12 protein-coding genes are annotated in these 17,068 nt (G+C 68.4%); 2 read left to right on the top strand and 10 right to left on the bottom strand.

The genetic code is table 11. The features are described from left to right. Positions 1-16: 16 nt before the first annotated feature. From FB157_RS21365 to FB157_RS21385, 5 genes are all read right to left on the bottom strand, one after another. Entirely contained in the window at positions 17-1,255 is a 1,239-nt protein-coding gene (locus tag FB157_RS21365) for an IS256 family transposase (RefSeq protein ID WP_145882036.1), read from the bottom strand. A 96-nt stretch (positions 1,256-1,351) separates the two neighbouring features. Further along, complete coding sequence (locus FB157_RS21370) at positions 1,352-1,852, bottom strand: DNA polymerase thumb domain-containing protein (protein WP_261386408.1); 501 nt, start codon at positions 1,850-1,852, stop codon at positions 1,352-1,354. A gap of 176 nt (positions 1,853-2,028) precedes the next feature. Continuing rightward, a complete protein-coding gene (locus FB157_RS21375; RefSeq protein WP_145882040.1) occupies positions 2,029-2,568 on the bottom strand; it encodes a SigE family RNA polymerase sigma factor in 540 nt (179 codons plus the stop codon). Positions 2,569-2,776: 208 nt separating this feature from the next. Then, a complete protein-coding gene (locus FB157_RS21380; protein ID WP_145882042.1) occupies positions 2,777-3,355 on the bottom strand; it encodes an RICIN domain-containing protein in 579 nt (192 codons plus the stop codon). A 274-nt stretch (positions 3,356-3,629) separates the two neighbouring features. After that, positions 3,630-4,097 (bottom strand): DUF2690 domain-containing protein, encoded by a 468-nt coding sequence (locus tag FB157_RS21385; protein ID WP_186581620.1) that lies wholly within the window; start codon positions 4,095-4,097, stop codon positions 3,630-3,632. A 285-nt stretch (positions 4,098-4,382) separates the two neighbouring features. Between FB157_RS21385 and FB157_RS21390 the strand changes: the two genes are divergently transcribed. Then, positions 4,383-8,057, top strand: a complete 3,675-nt coding sequence (locus FB157_RS21390) for a helix-turn-helix domain-containing protein (protein ID WP_145882046.1) — start codon at positions 4,383-4,385, stop codon at positions 8,055-8,057. Positions 8,058-8,166: 109 nt separating this feature from the next. Here the strand turns inward: FB157_RS21390 and FB157_RS21395 are convergent, their stop codons facing one another. From FB157_RS21395 to FB157_RS21415, 5 genes are all read right to left on the bottom strand, one after another. After that, positions 8,167-8,694, bottom strand: a complete 528-nt coding sequence (locus FB157_RS21395) for a DUF6262 family protein (RefSeq protein ID WP_261386410.1) — start codon at positions 8,692-8,694, stop codon at positions 8,167-8,169. After that, on the bottom strand, positions 8,675-11,098 hold the full coding sequence (locus tag FB157_RS47965; protein WP_222440952.1) for a site-specific integrase: 2,424 nt from the start codon (positions 11,096-11,098) through the stop codon (positions 8,675-8,677). Before FB157_RS47965 ends, FB157_RS21395 begins: the two co-directional genes overlap by 20 nt. Positions 11,099-11,154: 56 nt before the next feature. Beyond that, positions 11,155-12,264 carry a tyrosine-type recombinase/integrase gene (locus FB157_RS21405; protein ID WP_261386411.1) on the bottom strand — a complete coding sequence of 370 codons (1,110 nt, stop codon included), beginning with the start codon at positions 12,262-12,264 and terminating at the stop codon, positions 11,155-11,157. A 112-nt stretch (positions 12,265-12,376) separates the two neighbouring features. Beyond that, positions 12,377-12,619: a hypothetical protein gene (locus tag FB157_RS21410; RefSeq protein ID WP_145882051.1), complete on the bottom strand. Its 243-nt coding sequence runs from the start codon at positions 12,617-12,619 to the stop codon at positions 12,377-12,379. Continuing rightward, on the bottom strand, positions 12,616-16,068 hold the full coding sequence (locus FB157_RS21415) for a DNA polymerase III subunit alpha (RefSeq protein ID WP_145882053.1): 3,453 nt from the start codon (positions 16,066-16,068) through the stop codon (positions 12,616-12,618). The genes FB157_RS21410 and FB157_RS21415 overlap by 4 nt, the downstream gene beginning before the upstream one ends. Positions 16,069-16,336: 268 nt before the next feature. On the opposite strand from FB157_RS21415, the gene FB157_RS21420 reads away from it, so the two are divergent. After that, the gene (locus FB157_RS21420; protein WP_145882055.1) at positions 16,337-17,017 is read left to right on the top strand and encodes an SMI1/KNR4 family protein; all 681 of its coding nucleotides are present in this window, start codon (positions 16,337-16,339) and stop codon (positions 17,015-17,017) included. Positions 17,018-17,068: the final 51 nt, after the last annotated feature.

Genomic DNA, 17,068 nt, shown 5'->3' on the forward strand with positions numbered 1-17,068 from the left:
TGATCTCGTTTTGAGGCTATGCGCTGAGTTCGGTGGGCAGGGCTGTCTCGTCGGTTTCTGACTCGATCGGGTGCAGGCGGGTCTTGGCGAGGAGTTCGCGGCCCATGTAGCGGCGGGCCTCGGTCCATTCGTCGTTCTGCTCGGCCAGCACCGCGCCGACCAGGCGGATCAGGGCGGTGCGGTCGGGGAAGATGCCGACCACGTCGGTGCGGCGGCGGATCTCCTTGTTCAACCGTTCCTGCGGATTGTTCGACCAGATTTGCCGCCAGATCTCCCGCGGGAACGCGGTGAAGGCCAGCAGGTCGTGCTGGGCAGTGTCCAAGTGGGCTGCGGCCTTGGGGAACTTGGCCTCCAGCGCGTCGAGGACGTGCCGCATCTGGGCCAGGACAGCGTCGGTGTCGGGCTGTTCGAAAACGGTCCGCAGCAAGGTGGCCACCCACGGCTGAGCCGACTTCGGGACCTGGCTCAGCAAATTTCGTGCGTAATGCGTGCGGCATCGCTGCCAGGATGCGCCGGGCAGGACCGCGCCGATCGCGTTCACCAAGCCGGTGTGGGCGTCGGAGACGACCAACTGGACACCGGACAGGCCCCGGGCGGTCAGTGAGCGCAGGAAGGCGAGCCAGCCCGCACCGTCCTCGGCCGTGGCGACGTCGATGCCGAGGATCTCGCGGTGTCCGTCGGCGTTGACGCCGACCGCGACCAGGGAGTGGACGTTGATGATGCGGCCGCCCTCGCGGACCTTCTGCGTGAGCGCGTCCACCCAGACGAACGTGTAGGGCCCGGCGTCCAGCGGCCGGTTGCGGAACGCGGTGACCTGCTCGTCGAGGTGCTTGGTCATCGCGCTGACCTGGGACTTCGACAGCTGGGTGACGCCGAGGGACTCGGCGAGTTTCTCGACCCGGCGCGTGGACACGCCGAGCAGGTAGGCGGTGGCGACCACCGAGACGAGGGCTTGTTCGGCCCGCCGGCGCCGTTCGAGGAGCCAGTGCGGGAAGTAGCTGCCCTGGCGGAGCTTGGGGACGGCGAGTTCGACTGTGCCGGCGCGGGTGTCCCACTCGCGTGGGCGGTAGCCGTTGCGGTGGTTGACGCGTTCGTCGCTGACCTGCCCGTATTCGGCGTTGCAGAGGGCATCGGCCTCCGCAGACATGAGCGCGTCGGCGAACGTCTTGACCATCGCGCGCAGCAGGTCGGGACTCGCCGCGGCGAGGTTCTCCTCGGCGAGGGCATGCAGGGGCAGACTGTTTGGTGCGGTCATCGTGCTGATCTCCTTCGAGCCTAGACATCTCGAAGATCAGCCGGTGGCCGTTCTCATATCCGGACCCTCACTCCGACGCCGGGACAAACACCCGGATCAGGTGGGAACCGGTACACCACTTCCAAGGACGCAACCCCAGTGCGAAGCGCTGAACGATCCCTGCTGTCGGCCATTCGCCGATGGTCGCAGAAACCGAGAGGAACCGGCAGCGGCATCCGTGCGCAGGCTCTGAGACACGTCAGGAGCGTCTGGAGAACTCACGATGGTGGTGTCGCGGCCGTGGGCGTGCTCGTGGAGGGCGCGGCCGGCGCGGGCGCCGAGGAGGCGCTGCAGTGTGGACTGCGGGACGTCGGCGACGTCGCCGGCGGTGTGCAGGCCGTACTCGGCGAGCGTCGCCGCCGTCTTCGCGCCCACGCCGGGCAGTTCCCGTACCGGCCGGGGTCTGAGGAACGCGGTGATGGCCTCGGGTGAGTCGTCGATGACGGTGCGCCGGCCTGGTGGGGTGAGGGCGCAGGCCATGGCGGCGAGCATCCGGTTGCCCGCGCACCCCGCAGAACTGGGCAGGCCGAAGTGGGCGAGCGCACGCAGCTGGACCACTTCCGTCAGGGCCCGGGCGTCGCGCTTCCTTCTCTGGGGGACGTGATGTGGCGCATTGCAAGACATCGGAGATCTGTGCAGCTCAGCACCAGTATCACTCACCGTAGCTGGTGCAACACGTGTGGCGCTATCGCCGATCGAGTGAAGTTGTCCAATGAGGAGCAAGGCTGAGTGGCTTAACTGTTCTGACCGAATGCCAACCCGTACGCCGTTGCCTGCCTCTGTCGGAGCTCCTCGCGGAGCCGGGCTAGCGCCCGATGCAGCGTGCTCTTGACCGTGCCAGCCGCCATGTCGAGGGCAGCGGCCGTCTCTTCCGTGGACATCTGCTCCCAGTGCCGTAGCACGACGACGCTGCGCTGCTGGGGCGTCAGCGTAGTGATGATGTCCATCAGCAGAGCGCGGTCGGCATGCTCTTCGGTGGAATCCCCGATGCTCACGTCCGGCAGGTGTTCTGTGGGAAGCTCTTCCAGCTTCCGGGCTCGCCACCACTCGGTTCGTGTGTTGATCATTACGCGTCGCAGGTAGGCGTCCGCGAGTTGCTTGTCGTCGATGCGCTCCCATACGCGGTAGGTGCGTAACAACGCGGTCTGCAGCAGATCCTGAGCGTCGAGCGGGTTGGCAACCAGACGTCGTGCGGTGCGGAGCAGGGCGTCGTGCCGCGCGCGTACGTACTCCTCAAATTCCGGCACCTCACGAACGTGCTTACTCGGATTCACGTGGCACGCTCCCTTCGTATATGGGCGTGGGTGGGGCCTTTCGGGTGGGCCGGTCGGCGACCGGCCCACCCGGCGGCGTTTGTTGCTCACTGCCTGCACGACGCCCAGACGGCGGACGCCGGGCCGCCTCGCTCTAGCAGCCGTTTATGGCCTGAGGCGCTGGCCGGTCCCCTCGCGCCGGCCAGTTCCCGGGCCAAGAGAACTCTGGTCAGCGGAAGGTGAACTTCTGGTCCCGGGCGCCGTTGCACCGCCACAAGATCAGAGGGGTGTTGTTGGCCGTCTTTCCGCCCTTCACAGCAAGACACTTGTCGTGGTGATCGCCGGAATAGGGAAAGATCGTGCAGTGGCGCTGCCGTGAGCCGCAGTTGACGTGGAAGCTCTGGTTCGTGCGGCCGTTGCAGTTCCACAGGATGAGCTGTGTGCCGTTGCGGTAGTTGCCGGGGATGTCCACGCACAGGCCCATGTTCTGCGCCGGGTGGATCCGGAACGCGTTGTAGATGTCGAGCGCTTCGACGTACCACTTCTGGTTCTGCGCCCCGACGCAGCGGTACTGGTCGACCTTCGCTCCCTTGCGCACGCCACCGTGGGCGGTGATGCACGGGCCGCTGAAGTGCTCCGGAAGCCACCGGTAGGTGCCCGGAAAACGCAGCGCGTTTTCAGCCGGCCTGGCTCCCTGCGCTGCTGCCGCCGCGGCGGGCGGGTTTGCCTGAGCTGGGACGGCCGCAGCCAGGCCGCCGGCCATGGTGATCGCTGTCGCGGCGATTGCGAGCCGCTTGTGTACCTGCATGATCTTGTCTTTCCTTCTCTTCTGATCCGGACTGATTGGCAGGACGTGCTGGGTCGGGGCAACGGGGCTGGTCGTCTGCCTCGGGGTACCTGGCGTCCTGGATGCGGCGCGCAAAACCCGAAGCGCAACGGCGCCGATGAAGGCCCCGCGCAAGGATCAGGCTTGCCCTCGCCGAACCTCTGCCCTGCCCCGGCAGTCGCGGTGGCGCAGTTCGTCGACAACTGTGGCGCTGCCGGAGGATCCGGCGTCGGTCGGCCTGTGCGGAGCTCACCAGTCAGTACGAAGCGGTGCGGGCGAACATTTCGTGGGGATCGTTGCCGACGTAGGACCAGGCGGTGGCGAAGCCGGTGGTGTTCTTGTCGTTGAGCATCGGCGAGAGCATCTCGAGGGTGCCGGTCCGGTGCTTGCAGCCGTAGTGCTTCATGTCGCTGTTGCGCCAGATGTTGCACCCCTCGCCATTCCATTTGTCCGTCGGGACGTTGGCGTCGACCATGGCCCACACGGTGCGGCAGCCGCGGCTGTACCAGAGCGAAGCGGTGACCGACACGTGCAGGTGGTAGCGCGAGCTGTAGTACTTGTCGGTCTTCTTGTGGACGAGGCGTCCGGTGTCCGCGCAACCGCTGTAGATAGGATCCTTGCCGTCCCACTTGCGGCCGGCCGCGTCGGCGGGTCCGGTGAAGACCAAGGTCGTGCCCGCCGCCAACGCCAGAGCGGCCACCCCGATGGACTTGAGTGTGCGCACTTCGTCTCCCTTTCTCGATGCTGTGCGAGAGTCACCGGACGAGCCTCGGATGAGAGCGCGGTCGGTGCTCGTTGCTGTCACGTCATCGAGTTCAGCGGGCCGGGGATTGAATGGGCACCCGGTTTTGCCACTCTGGTCAATGGCTGCATTGCAGGTCACGGGCCCGGCGCACGGCGCTGACCAAAGAAGGCGCCTGTCGTTTGCTCTTCTTCCTGGGCGTGCGTAGCGTCCGGGTGATCGCGCCGCGTCCACGGGGGAGGCGGTGGGTAGAGGGGTGAGCTATCGATGGCAGGACGTCCTGAGAGCCCACTCGATCCGAGTGCGGGGCCGGTTGCGCGGCTCGCTGCCGAGTTACGCAAACTGCGGGCGGAGGCCGGGAGTCCGACCTACCGGGTGATGGCGCAGCGCACAGGGCAGGGTGCGAGCACGCTGTCGCAGGCGGCCGGGGGTGAGCGGCTGCCGACCCTGCCCGTAGTCCTCGCATACGTGCGTGCCTGCGGCGGCGATGAGGAGGAGTGGGAGGAGCGGTGGCGTGTGGCGGCCGCGGAGACGGCGGCCGAGCCGCGCGCTGAGGACGAGGATGCTGAACCGCCGTACCGGGGCCTGGCCCGCTTCGAACCCGCCGACGCCGCTTTGTTCTTCGGCCGAGACGAACTCACCGACCGGCTGCTCAAGCTGACACGCTCCCGCCGGTTTACCGCCGTTTTCGGCTCGTCGGGCAGCGGCAAGTCTTCCCTGCTTCGGGCCGGCCTCATCCCCCGCCTGCGCGACTCCGATACGACAGAGTCCGCACCGGCAGCCCTTCGTGTCCTCACCCCCGGCGAGCACCCCCTGCGCACCCATGAACAGCGGCTGACCCCGAAGGATGGCGACGGGGACACGTGGCTGATCGTGGATCAGTTCGAAGAGCTCTACACCCTGTGCCACGACCCGGACGAGCGCGACCAGGTCATAAACCACCTCCTGGCCGCTACCGATCCCGGGAGCAGACTGCGCGTCGTCATCTCCGTGCGCGCGGACTTCCTCGGCCGGTGCGCTGAACACCCTGCCTTGACCGCTGCCCTGCAGGACGGCACCGTGCTCGTCGGCCCTATGAGCCGGGAGGACCTGCGCAAGGCCATCGTCAGACCCGCACAGGCCGCCGGTCTGATCGTGGAACGCGGACTGACGACGCGCATTCTCAGCCAGGTCGAAGGGGAACCCGGGGCCCTACCGCTGATGTCGCATGCACTGCTGGAGACCTGGCGTCGTCGCAAAGGCCGCGCCCTCACCCGCGAGGCCTACGAGGCCGCCGGAGGCCTGCACGGCGCCATCACCCGCACCGCCGAGGACGTCCACGCGAGCCTCACCCCGACGCAGGCCGATCTCGCCCGCCGTATTCTGCTGCGGCTGATCACCCCTGGTGCCGGAACCCCGGACACCCGTCGGCCCGCCCAGCGCGAGGAGTTCGACTTCGATGATTCCACCGACACCGCGATCGTCCTGAACCGTCTGGCCCGGGCGCGCCTCGTCACACTCGACGAGAACACGGTCGACATCGCCCATGAAGCCCTCATCACCGGGTGGCCCCGACTGCGGCATTGGATCGACGAAGCCCGTGAGCGCCTGCGCCTGCACCGTCAACTCACCGAAGCCGCAAGAGCCTGGTACAGCCTCAGCCGCGACCCCGGCGCGCTCTACCGCGGCACACGCCTCGCGGTGGCGGCGGAAGCCTTCACCGACCCTGGCCACCTGACCCCCCTGGAAAGGGCCTTTCTGGCGGCGAGCCTGGACGCACGCCACCAGGAACAGCGAGCGGCCACCCGTACCACCCGGCGGCTGCGAGCCCTCAGCGCCGCCCTGGCCGTCCTGGTACTGCTCGCCTCCGTAGCCGCTGGCACGGCCTTCGACCAACGCTCCACGGCCCGGAGTCAACGGGACATCGCCGTCTCCCGGCAACTCACCGCTGAAGCCGCCGAGTTACGCGGCGCAGAGACGTCGTACAGGAACCAGAACGTGTCCGTCGCGGCCCAGTTGGACGTCGCGGCCTATCGCATGCATCCGTCGCCGCAGGCCTATACGGATCTGGTGAACGCGACGGCGACTCCGTTGTTCTCCACGGTCAGCGAGCCGAGCTCGAACCAGGGGCAGTCGGCCGCGCTGAGCCCGGACGGGAAGGTCCTCGCCACCATGGCGAGCGACTACACGATCCAGCTGTGGGATGCCACCGACCTCACCGATCCCAGACGCATCGGCCGCCCCGTCCGAGGCGGCAACCTGATGGCGTTCAGCCCGTTCGGGCACGTGCTCGCCACCGTCGACGAAAGTTCGAAGACGAGTTCCACGGACGTGCTTCGCCTGTGGGACACCACGCGTCCGTCCGCCCCGACGGCTCTCAACGTCCCCGTCCCCGTCGGCGACGTCAGCACGCTGGCCTTCAGCGCCGATGGGCAGACACTGGCCATCACCACTGATGTCGGCGACCACGCGGAAACGCAGGTCCAACTGTGGGACACCAGTCGGCCGACGCACCCCAAAAGCCTCGGCAGCCCGTGGCTCGGCGATAAGGCGGTTTTCAGTCCAACCGGACACCTGCTGGCCACCGTGTATCCCGAGGGTGGGTGGTACAGAGTCCAGCTGTGGGATGCCACTCGTCCAACCCACGTCACGCGCCTCGGCAAGTCTCTGGTCGGTCAGGACGTGGTATTCAGCCCACGTGGGAACCTGCTGGCCGTCTCGACCCGCGTCGGCGAGGAATTCGTCAGCGGCATCCAGCTGTGGGACATCACGCGACCGAGTCAAGCAAAGCGTCTCGGCGATCCTCTCCGAATCCCCGACGACGAGATCTCAGCGATGGCTTTCAGCCCTGATGGCCATGTCCTCGCCACCGCGCAGGAAAACACGGTGCGGCTGTGGAACGTCACCATCGTGGCTGGCCCGGTCGCCCTGGGCCAACCCTTCGGCCAGACAAGGGCCGTGGGATTGAACTTCGGTCCGGACGGACACACCCTGATCGCCGTCGGGGACACAGTCCATGTCTGGGCTCTTCCCCCCACCTTCCTCACAGGCGACGGAACCTTCATCGACGCGGTGTCGTTGAGTCCCGACGGATCCACCTTGGCCATTGCAGAAGAATTCGACCCCAGCAATATCGACAGCGGGGTCTCATTATGGAACCTCGACGACCGCGAGCGCCCACGACGCATTGTCGGCCAACTACGCGGCACGATGGCGGCGTTCAGGCCTCGCGGTCAGGTCCTCGCCACGGCCGGTGGTGGCAGGGTGTGGTTGTGGGACACCAGCGATCCGACACACCCCAGGCACCTCAGCCCTCCCCTGAGTGTGGCGGGAGACTGGATTCCGTCGATGGCCTTCAGCCCTGACGGACATACCCTCGCCGCCGTCGGCGAACAGGGCAAGATCTACCTCTGGGACACCAAAGACCCCCGTCACCCCAAGCCAGTCGGTAGGCCTCTCACCAGCACCATCGGCGACTCCATCGACGTGGCTTTCAGCTCCGACGGACGCATCCTCGCCGGCGCGGATGGCGACAAGGGTTCGTTCTGGGACATCGGCGATCCCACGCATCCCAAGAGGCTCGCGGTCCGCCGGACCGGCCTCGGCCTGCTTCTCGGGGACGAAGCGAACTCCTTCGCCGCCGTGGCGTTCGGCCCCGACGGCCACACCCTCGCCACCGCCGGCGACGACGAAGACGTCCGTCTGTGGGACCTGACCGCCAGCGGCCGGCCGACGCTCCTCGGGAGCCCGCTCACGGAGCATTCCGAGCCCGTGTCCGCCGTCGCTTTCAGCGCCGACGGGCGTTTCCTCGCCACAGGTAGCCAGGACGGCACGACCCGGCTCTGGGAGCTGAACCCTGACCGGGCCATCAGACGCATCTGCGCTGTCACGAAACACACCCTCACGAAGAAGGAGTGGCGGCAGTACGTCGGGGACATCGCCTACCGGCCGCCATGCCCGTGAAGCAGCGACGGAGTCGACGCGTTCGACGCCGTCACGGAGGACCTGTGCCAGTCGGCGTAGTGGTTCGCGGTCTGCCTGGAGCCACGTTTGACGGACCCCCCTCGTGTGGTCACAAACGAGCGGGGCGGTGGTTCAGCGACCTGGTCATCTCACGATTGGCCGCACGGGCCGCCTCGAGCTCCTCGGTGCGTTCGTCGAGTTCGCCCTGCATAGTCGATAGCTGCTGTTCCAGCGTGATGATCCGTCGCTGGAGCTGGTCAACATCATCCGACGCTCCAAGCCCGGAATCCGCCCAAGCTTTCGCCCCGATCGACTGAGACAGCCGCTTTTCCAGTTGGCGCACACGGGCGGCCAAGCGCTTGTTGCGTTCCAGGGTGTTGGCCAGGTCGGTCTGCAGCGAGGCACGGCTGACTGCTGCCATCATCCCGTCCCCCGCTGGGGCGGTGACAACGGCGTGGACGCGTTCGAGCAGGTCACGGTGGCGGTAGAAGTAGGTTCGGTCGACCCGGGCGGCGCGAGCGAGACCGGAGACGGTGATGTCTCCACCCGTCCGCACTGCCGTGTCGAGGGCCTTGAGGACCCTTTCGCGGCGGCGGGCGGAGTTCGCACGTCTGCCTTCAGTCAATCGGCTGGTCACACGGGGGCCTTTCGGGACGCGGGTTGAGCACGGGTGCAGCGACGCGGGGCATGCCGAGGGTGACGACCTGGCGGCTGCGGCGGACCACTGCGACGGCTTGCTGGATCTGCGTTCGGTCCTCGTCCGTGAGGTCGTCAAGGTCGGTGCGGACGCGCCGGATAAGGCGCCGTACACGAGTGATTTCTTCGTCGGACGGCATCGCCTCGTTGCTGGCCCAGGTGTCGGCGCTGAACGCGGCGAGCCGTTCCCGACTGCGCAGCAGATCGGCGAGGTAGGCCTCCAGATCGGGAAGGTAGGACACGTCGGTGCGGAAGTGCCCGCAGCCCACACAGCGGAAGCGGACAGGGCAGTCGTGACCGCCGGCCGCAACGTTCGACGGCTCGGTGCACACCCCGTACGGCACCGCGACCTCCCCGACCGCGCGGCGGGCGTGCTCGGAGTCCAGCAGGGTTTTTGCCCTCCGCCAGATCCGGTTACCGTGCCGGTCGAACTGCATCGCAGTGCCCCTGTCGATGGCCTCCCGGCGGCGCTGGTCGCCGACCCGGTAATAGCGTTGCGTGGTGGTCAACTGCCGGTGGTCCATGAGCTGGCGCAGCACGTCGACTGGTACGCCGGCGTCCGCGTGGCGCTGGGCGTAGGTGTGCCGGTAGGCGTAGGGGAAGATCTTCTCCTTGTCGAAGCAGAGCTGTTTGGCCACGGGTTTCCCCTCCTCGTGAACGGTCATCGTCAACGCAACGTCAGGCAGCGCCATGACCCAGTCACGATGCTGGGCGAGCACATCGGAGATCACCTTGGTCCCCTCGGGGTTGGACACGACGGACGGCAACAACACAAGCCGGCCGGGCGCCGTGGCGGGGAAGCGGGCGCGGACCCGTTCCTGCTGCGCGGTGATCAGAGCTGCGGTGGCTTCCGGGATGGGCAGGCGACGGCGCAGGCGCAATTCCTTGTGGTTGTCGTAGAGCAGGACGGGCTTGCCATCGGCGTCCCGGGTCAGGCAGTCGTAGGGCAGGTGGCAGATCTCGAAGGGGCGCCGGCCGGTGTCGATGAGCAGCTCGACGGCGACGCGTACCTCGCGGCTTGACTTCTCTTCCAGGAGGTCGAGGTGGGCGCAGAGCTGACGCATCACCTCGTCGGGCAGGTCCTTGCCGGCTTCGGAGTCCTCGGGCTCGTCGGGGATGTCCTGGGTGAGCAGCATGAAGTCGGCGGGCAGGCCGTGCAGGGGCTGCCCGGGCCGGGTCAGGCCCATGCTCCGCATCAGGCTGAGCCACTTCCTCACCGCGCGGGCGACAAAGATCCACGTGTAGGTGCTGATCTCCCCCTGTTCGGCGAGGAAGGCCAGACGGTTGCTGAAGTTGACGATGTCCTGGCGTTCCAGGAGCGTGGGGTGGGCGCCGTGGTCGTCGCGTTGCAGGTGCAGGCTGTCGGAGAGTTTGACGAAGGCATTGATGTGGGTCTGCATCTGTCCGCGAGCCTGAACGCCGCGGCGCCGGGGCAACTCGTCGCACACGGCGGCTTTGACGGCTTCGCGTAGCCAGGGCTGGCGTACCCCAGTGAAGTTGAGTTTTCCGGACCGGCCGAATGCCGCCGCATCCCACACATCCTTGTGCCGCTCGCTCTCGGGCGTCATGCCGAGCCGGCGTGACGCAGTAGTGAGCGCCTTGAGAAGCGCCTGACGGCGTCGGCACAACGATGCCGGGTCGAGCTCGTCCAGGGTCGATACCTGCCGGGCACGGGCAAGTTCGCACACCGGACGCAGATGCCACGGCGGCGTCTTGGTACCGCCCCGGATGCGTTCCTGCAGGCCATAGATCACCTCGGCGACCACCAGCGGCGCCAGACCGCGCAGATTGACGTCGACGAACTTGCTCACCGCTCGCATCGCGCGCCGGAAGGCCTCGTCCCCCGGGAATGTCCCTTCCCTGATCATGCGGGTGCGGCGCTGTGTGTGCTGCAGGCAGTAGGCAGAGACCTTCCCTGACCGCTGCCGGTCACAAGCCGCAACCTCGCACGCCCCAAACGACGGCAGAGCGCGCACCGCCGGGTGACGCAAGAATTCTGCAAGGTCGAGATCCATCTTGACCCGCTGGTACTGGTGGGCGCTGCACAGCTGCCGCGTCCGCGTCACCCAAGGCCGTGCGCAGCCGACAACGGCACAGTCCTCCACCCCGCTGCGTCGACGGACGGGCCGGGGCGCGGCGACGAACACCTCGAAGGCCCCATCTGTGCTTTTCCACCGTTTCTCGCAGTTGCGGCACAGCCCGCTCGTGGAGTATGCGACGCAACCGCACTCCACCACCCGGCACAGTGGCATCCCGAGGAGCGGATGCTCGATGGGGAAGGTCAGGACGCTGCGATCGGGCGACCAGCCCAGCAGGTCCAAGAACTCGGGATCGACGGCAGCCATGAGCTCTTCCGCCCGGCCCGCGAACACGCGCGCAGATGCAGATACTGCATGGATGCTCACGACTCGACCTCCGCGCTCATCATGCGCGGAGAGGGCACCCGCTCGGTCGCCTCGCGCAGCCGTCCCGCCGCGGGGTGCAGATAGGGCCGAGGCGAGCCAGGATGGCTCTGCCCCAGCAACGCCTGCACCTCATCCAGAACCCCGCCGGCGTCGGCGACATTACTGGCAAAGGCATGACGCAGCATGCGCGCAACGACCCTGCGCCCCAGGCCAGCCCGGCGTACGAGCGCGGCAATCAGCTCGCCGATCGCATCCGTCGTCACCGGCAACCCCAGCGGCGCGCGGAAGAGATTCACCAGCAGGAAGTCGCTGCCCCCGGCGCCGACCATGCGGTGACGCTCAGCGGCGTACTGGTCCATCGCCTGGACGACCAGGAAGTCGACCGGCAGCACCCACTTCTTCCGCGACTTCGACCAAGCACCGTTCTCATTCGCCCGCCGGATGATGTGCAGATGCGGACCTTCCACGTCGCACCCCAGGGCCCGGGAGTCCATCAGGAGGTGACAGTCGCTGCGGCGTAGCCCCGCCACCTGCCCGGGACGCAGCCCGACACGCGCCAGCAACAGCACGATGAGCCGGTCCCGTGCGTTATGGCACGCCCGAAACAGCGCCACCGCTTCTTCATCACTAGCGCGGTCCACGTCCGATTCCGGCTCCTGCAGCCGGTGGCGCGCCTTCAAGCGCGAAACCATCTCAGGCGCCTCACCAAGCGCCTCGGTGGGCAAGTCCCGGCTGCTGACCGCCTCGTAGAGCTGGCTGAGCACCCAGGGCTCCACCTCGCCCGTGGTGACAGCATGCGACAGCAATCCCCGCACGCCAGTGAGAACACCGTTGATGCGGCGTTCTCCACGGACCGGCGCGCTGCCCGGCCCTGCCGACACCGGTTCGTGCGGATCCCTTGGGGCGTACTTGAGCCAGACCATGAAAAGGCCCACCTCGCTCGCGGCTTCGCGCCAGTCCCGGCCGGTCCGCTCACACCAGTGCAGATACAGAACGACGGCACCCGCATACGACTTCGTCGTCAGCTCAGCACGATGCTGGCCGAACCGCACGTGCCTCAGCCACTGATCAGCAGCGGGAAACACCTTCAACTCCGCATCCAGCACCGTCCAGTACCGGGCCCCCGACGGCAAACACACCGGAAAACTCCGCACAGCTCACGTCCTCAACTCCGTAGCCATCTGCAACGGCACACCACAGAGCCACACCCCCGGAGATTCACCGTCCAGCGCCTAACGAGGCGCCTTCCAGCAACGTCACACCACACCCACGGAGCCCCAAGAGAAGCTTCCAGTACGGGAGCGCGCCGGTGAGGTCGACGACGGCCATGTTCGGCTCGATCATCTGCACGCGGGGCGTGATGCCTTCGAGCAGGCGGCGCAGCCGCTCGGGGAGTTCGGCGTCCGGTTCGGCCGGGAGGTCGAAGCGCAGGTGGAGGATGTGACGGCCCATGGTGATCACCCAGCGCTTCCTTGGCTGCGGTGGCCGAGCCGGCGCAGGTCCGCCGAGCGGGTGCCGGCGGGCAACAGGTCGGCGTACGGGTGCAGGCGGGCCCCGGCGGTGCCGTCGGCGAGTGTGCGCTGCGGGGTGGCCGACGGAGCCGGGGTGGGGGCCGGGCTGGTGCGGCCGAGGAGGTCGAGGGCGGCCTGGGGGCCGTGGTCGCGGCGGGCGGCGGCCACCTCGTCCAGGTCCCAGGCCATCTCGCCGACGACGGTGCGGCGCGGGCCGCGGGCCTCCACCGTGCCGCGTACGAGCAGAAGCCCGGAGTGGAACACGGTGTGCGCGACGTGTTCGTGGGAGTCCTCGAAGAAGGCGATGTCGACCAGGCCGGAGCCGTCCTCCAGCGTGCAGAAGATGATCCGCTTGCCGGATGGGATGGGCGGCGTCTGCGTGGAGGCCCGCACTCCGGCGACGAGGACTTTCTGCCCGGGCATCATGCCGCGCAGGTGTGCGGCGTCGGTCGCGCCGAGCTCGCGCAGCAGCCGGTGGTGGTGCTCCATCAGATGCTGGCTCACGTCGATGGAGAGGGTGTCGAGTTCGGCGCCGAGCTTGTCGCGGCTGGTCATTTCCGGCAGCCCGCTCGGTCCGGCGGTCACTAGCTCTCCGCCCAGCGGCAGCTGCCCGTCGGTGATGGTGCGGTTGCGGGACTGCCGGTGCAGTTCGGTGGCCTGCAGGAGCAGATCCCGGCGGGTCAGGCCGGGGGAGAGGGCGTCGAGGGCGCCGATACGGATCAGGCGCTGGGCGAGCGGCAGGGACGGGCGGGCGCGCAGCCACAGATCCTGCAGGCCGGTGTAGGGCTGGCCAGCCGTCAGGCGGGCGGTCTCCGCCTCGGTGATGCCCTTGACCGTGGAGAATGCCAGGCGCACCCCCCAGCCCTGTCCGGTCTGCTCCACGCTGTGCTGCCCGCGGGAGTGGTTGACGTCGACGGGCAGCACAGGGATGCCGTGGCGGCGGGCGTCGGCGACGATGACCCGGCGCGGCCACATGCCCGGATCGTGCTCCAGCAGCCCGGCGTACAGATACGCCGGGAAGTGCGCCTTCAAATATGCGGACTGCAGGGCGGGGACGGCGAAGGCCACCGCGTGGGCGCGGCAGAAGCCGTACGCGCCGAAGGAGGAGACGGTCTCCCACACCTCATCCAGCACCTCCTTGGCGTAGCCGCGCTCCCCGGCCGTGCGACGGAACCAGGCCTCGACCTTCAGCAGCCGGTCGGGGTCGGCCAGGGCGCGGCGGGCGACGTCGCCGGCGGCGCGGTCGCAGCCGGTCATCGTCGTGAGGATGGCGATGATCTGCTCGTGCCAGATGACTACGCCGTAGGTGTCGTTGAGCACTGGCTCCAGGTCGGGGTGCGGGTACGTGGGGGCTGCGCCGTGCCGGGCGGCGATATACAAAGCGGGCATGCCCCCTGATACGGGTCCTGGCCTAAATAGGCTGATGTCCGCGACGACGTCCTGCATGTGCCGGGGTTGCAGACGTCCCACCAGATCCTGCTGACCAGGGCTTTCGAGCTGGAAGAGGCCGATGGTGTCCGAGGCCCGGATCATCTCGAAGGCCTGCCGGTCGTTCAGGCTGACGTGGTCGGGGTTGTCGAGATCAAGCAGGCGTCCGGTCGTGCGGCGGATTTCAGCGACCGCGTACGCCATCGCGGACTGCATGCGGACGCCCAGGACGTCGAGCTTCAGGAGGCCGAGATCTTCGACGTCCTCCTTGTCAGCCTGCACCATCGGGTAGCCGGCCGGGGTCGGCTGCACCGGAAGTCGGTCCAGCAGTGCCGCGTTCGACAGGATCACTCCGCACGGGTGCATGGCGTAGCCCCGGGGCAGCGCGTCCAGGCCCTCGGCCAGCTCCCAGAGCGGCCCGAACCCGTCGGCCCGGGCGGCGAGTTGCCGCAACTCCGGGAGTTCGGCCAGGGCGCCGCGGATGTCCCGGGCGCGGAGGTGCGGAAAGCTCTTGGCGATCTCGCCGACGACCTGCGGCGGAATCCCGAGGGCGAGCCCGGTGTCCCGCAGGGCGTGCCGGGCCCGGTAGGTCTCGGGCATGCCGGTGACCGCGGTCCGCTCCTTCCCGAACCGCTTGATGATCGCGTCGTACACCTCCAGGCGGCGCTCGGACTCCACGTCGAGGTCGATGTCCGGCAACGAGGTACGCCGCTCGCTGAGGAACCGTTCGAACAGGAGTCGGTGTTCGAGCGGGTTGGCGGTGGCGACGAAGAGGCTGTGGTTGACCATGGAGCCGGCGCCGGAGCCGCGCGCCGCAACCCGGATCCCCAGCGCCCGGGTATCCGCGACGACCTGGGCCACGGCCAGGAAGTACCCCTCAAAACCCAGCCGACCGATGACCTCCAGCTCGTAGCGGAGCTGTCGTACGGCACGCTCGTCGGTGTCCAGGCCACGGGCGACCATCCCGGTCTCACACCGCTGCCGCAGCAGCCGCATGGCCGAACCGCGCTCGGGGCCGGCGCCGACGACGGCGGGTTCGGGGAAGTGGGGACGCCCGAGCCCGAGATCGACCGCGGTGAGGGTGCAGGACTGGCCGGTGGCCTCGGTCTCGGCCAGCAGACGCGCGGCCCGGGCGGGGTCATTGCCGACGGCCCGCGCGATGCGGTCGGCCGCCGCCGCCATGGCTTCCGGGTCCTTCAGCCACCGTTCGTCCCCGTCCAGGCGCCGGCGGTCGACGGGCCGCAGCAGCCGGGCCGCATCGAGCACGTCGGCCAGCCGGTGCTGGTCGGGGTCGGCGTAGCGGACCGCGTTCGTCAGCACCGTACGGACGCCGAGCTGGTCGGCCAGGCCCACAGTGCGCGCGGCCAGCCGCAGCGAGCCCGCACCGGTGCCCTGCCGCCCCAGGTACACGGCTTCCAGCCGCAGCCGCTCGCCGGCCAGCTCCCGCCACGGCGCGAGCAGCTGCTCGGCGACGTCGGGGCGGCCGGCGGACAGGGCCCGCACCGGTTCGCAGGCCGGGCCGAGCAGCACCACCAGGTCCTGGTCGGCGTACGTACGCAGGGTGGGCCAGGACACGACCGGCGCCGCGCCGCCTGCCTCGGCGTGCGCGGCGGACACCAGGCGGCACAGCCGTGCCCACCCGGCCGCGTTCTGCGCAAGCAGGGTGATCCGCAGCGGCCGCTCCAGCACGTGCGCGCCGCCGCGCACGGGCGTACGCGGCCGACCCGCGGCCGGGTCGGGCGGGGCGAGCGGGGCGACGGCGACGTCGACACCGAAGACGGGGCGGATACCGGCGGCCGCGGCGGCCTTGGCGAAGCGGACCGTGCCCGCAACGGTGTCCCGGTCGGTCAGCGCGAGCGCCGTCATCCCACGCTCGGCAGCGCGCTGCACGAGGGCACCGGGGAGGGATGCGCCGTAACGGGCCGAATAGCCGGAGGCGACGTGCAGATGAGTAAATCCACCGCTGCGCACCTCCTGCCTCTCGTTTGTCCCTCCCCTGACCGGTGTCCCTCCAGGACTCCACCATAACCGAAAACCGAAAACTTGTTCGAAGTCGTGGGTGGTGCTCTCACGTGCCGCCACGGTGACGTCATGTGACTGAGCGCCCTACTTGGCCCCTGCGCGCTTCAGTTGGCCGGTGTGCGTGATGTACCGAGAGACCACGGGTGCCAGGCTGTTCTCGCGGTGGCAGTGGGCCCGGCAACCTCGATGTCAGCACCGGCACGTACGGTCTGGGCTCATGACTGATCAGCAGTGGGTGGGAGTACGTCAGCGGGTCGAGGCGGCGGCTGCAGGGCCTGCGGGCAGCAAGGTGTTCGGGGCGTTGGGGCACAAGTGGGTCGTGGAGGACCCCCTCACCCAGGGCGAGCTTGCCGAACTCGAGGCTCAGATAGGTGTGCAGCTGCCGGAGGAGTACCGAGCCTTCCTGCTTCACGTTGGTGCAGGTGGCGCTGGCCCCGCGTACGGCCTGTTCCCCATTCGACGCGCGCAGGGCCGCTGGCGTTGGGAAGGCGACGGCGCGGAGATGGTCGACCTGTCGAGGCTTGCCGAACCGTTTCCCAACCAGGGTCCGGACCCGAAGCTGCTCGAGGAACTCCTTGCCCAGTGCGCTGAGGAAGAGGACTTCGATGACATCGAAGACTTCGACGACGCCATGGAGGCGTGGGACGAGCGGTGGGGGGCGGCCATGTTCGCCCCGGAGCGCACCGCCGGCGCGATCGTGATCTCCCACCTGGGCTGTGCCCAGAGGGAGTGGCTGATCATCAGCGGCAGCCACCGCGGCACGATCTGGTCCGACTGCCGGGTGGACGACGTCGACCTCGCCCCGCTCCTCGGCGAGGACGGTTCGCCCGTGAGGTTCGCCCGCTGGTACACCGACTGGCTGGAGAAAGCAGAGCACACAGCCCTGTCGGCACCGTAGGCCCGAGGCCCTGTGCTGCTGAGCGCCGTGGTTGGCCAAATCGGCCAAGTA

The sequence above is a fragment of the Streptomyces sp. BK340 genome (genome assembly GCF_007827595.1).
In the GTDB taxonomy this organism is placed as follows: Bacteria; Actinomycetota; Actinomycetes; order Streptomycetales; family Streptomycetaceae; genus Streptomyces.